Source organism: Bdellovibrionales bacterium (assembly GCA_019750295.1).
Taxonomy (GTDB): domain Bacteria; phylum Bdellovibrionota; class Bdellovibrionia; order Bdellovibrionales; family JAGQZY01; genus JAIEOS01.
The window spans coordinates 1-2160 of record JAIEOS010000043.1 but is presented as its reverse complement, the minus strand read 5'-3'; the positions used below and the strand labels follow the sequence as shown (position 1 = coordinate 2160).

The following is a 2160-nucleotide window of genomic DNA, read 5'->3' as shown; positions in this document are numbered from 1 at the left end:
AGCCCCTTCGACAGACAAATTAAATCCGGCTGGATCTGAGTTTGGTATGAGGCTAAAAAAGTACCGGTCCGATAGAATCCCGTGAAGATTTCGTCACAGATCAAAAGCACACCATTGTCTTTACAAATTCGCGCTAATTTTTCGAGGTACTCCGAAGAATAAATGCGCATTCCTCCGGCCCCCTGAATCAATGGCTCTACGATACATGCGGCGTAATTTCTGGCCGTTTTCGCAAACTCTTCGAGCTCCATAAAGTTATCGGGATTTAAGTAGTCCACTGGCATCATGAGAGGCTTAAAGTAGGTATGAAAGCCGTCAGGTTCACCGACAGACATCGCGCCCAAGGTGTCACCATGATAACTTCCTCTGAGAGCCATAAACTTTGTGCGCTGATGTTCACCCTTAAGAGACGCATATTGAAAGGCCATCTTTAGAGCCACTTCGACGGCGGTGGAGCCATTGTCAGAGAAAAAAACTTTTTTGAGATAATCATATCGAGTTTGTAACTCTCCTAGAACATTCTCACTGACTTGCACCGCTGGCTTGTGCGTGAATCCTGCAAAAATCACGTGCTCTAACGAATGGGCCTGTTGAGCAATGGCTAGGGCCACAACGGGATGACTATGTCCAACCACATTCACCCACCAGGACGAAATTCCATCTAAAACTTTTTTCCCATTTTCAAAATAAAAGTGAGCCCCTTGAGCTCGCGTGATCACCGTATGATCACTGACAATGTTGTGTTGAGTGAACGGATGCCAGATCATTTCCTTGTCTTTGGCACGAAGATCTTCCCAAGGGAATTCAAAGAATAAATCTTTGTTCTCATCGACAATGGCCTCGGCGGCGAGCCAATCTTTCTCCGACTCTAGAAAAGGAATCGAAAATAAAACGCGCTCACCTTGCTCTTCCAGAACTTCGCGCAATCCCACGTCCTCGGGACCACTTAAGATCACCCCTAAAACTGTGATCCCCTGCAGTCGTGCTCGCTGACAAGTGAGAAGAGTGTGATTAATGGTCCCTAATCGCGTCGACGCAACGACCACCAGAGGCAAATCCATGGCTTTCACTAAATCCGACATTCGCGTCTGCTCACGAATGGGAACTTCTAACCCGCCCGCTCCTTCAACCACCAAAAAATGAGGGGTGTTTAATTTACTAAGCACATTCTCCAATGAGATATCCACATTTTCTAAGACGGCCGCTCGATTGGGCGATTGCGGAGCAATCAGACGATAAGCAGGCTCGATGATCTCTTGAGGAGTCAGCTCCGCTCTTCGTGCGACAGTTAATGTGTCATCATCCTCGAGGTAACCCGTTTGAATGGGCTTGTAATACTGAAGTGATGTGAATTTCTTAAGACTCTTTGCCAAAAGCGATGAGATCACCGTTTTCCCAACACCCGTGTCCGTTCCTGTGACAAAAACACCGCGAGGTTTCTTCATTGCTTAAACTCTTCGCTTAAGGATTGAATCATCGTCTTGATAGAGACTTCGGATTGATTCGCATGAATCGAGATGCGTAATCCTGCTTGATGTTCTTGCACTGTCGGATAACGAATCGCCCGAATATCAAATCCACGACTTTGGAGTTTCGAAGCTGCATCGAGCGACTTTGGGGAAGCGCCCAAGACGATGAAAAAAATGGGCCCCTCCCCCAAGAGAGGAAGACCAGGTATTCTGTAACTCACTTCTTCTTTAAAAAACTGAATTTTTTCCTTAAGGGCCGCGACCCGCGCTTCAGAAATTTCTTGATGATACTCGACCGCGGTCACTAAGGCCCGCATCACCAAAGGCGAAGGCGCTGTTGAATAAATAAATGGCCGAGAAAACTGAATCAGATATTTTTTAAGCTCTTGATCACAAGCGATCCAGGCCCCTGATACGCCGAGAGCTTTTCCGGCAGAATGCATGGTCGCCAAGATGACCGACGCATCGGCATACACTTGGGCGAGAGGTAATTCGATCCCCGTGGAGTGAGCTTCATCCACAATGAGTTGTGCCGAAAACTCGTGCGCGAGTTCGATCAAAGCCTCCAGCGGCGAGTGATCTCCCGACATGGAATAAATTCTTTCGACAATGATGATTTTATATTTTTTTGAAGTGCCTTCGCTCAAGCATCTTCGCAAATCGGTCAAATCGTTGTGTCTAAAAATTTTCT

Annotated in this window: 2 protein-coding genes; both read right to left on the bottom strand. The window is 46.9% G+C overall.

The window, feature by feature from the left end; all coding sequences use genetic code 11:
- On the bottom strand, positions 1-1445 hold a 1445-nt coding region (bioD, locus tag K2Q26_08995), incomplete at its 3' end, for a dethiobiotin synthase (GenBank protein MBY0315643.1).
- A partial coding sequence (locus K2Q26_08990) for an aminotransferase class I/II-fold pyridoxal phosphate-dependent enzyme (protein ID MBY0315642.1) occupies positions 1442-2160 on the bottom strand: 719 nt, incomplete at its 5' end. The genes bioD and K2Q26_08990, both read right to left, overlap by 4 nt.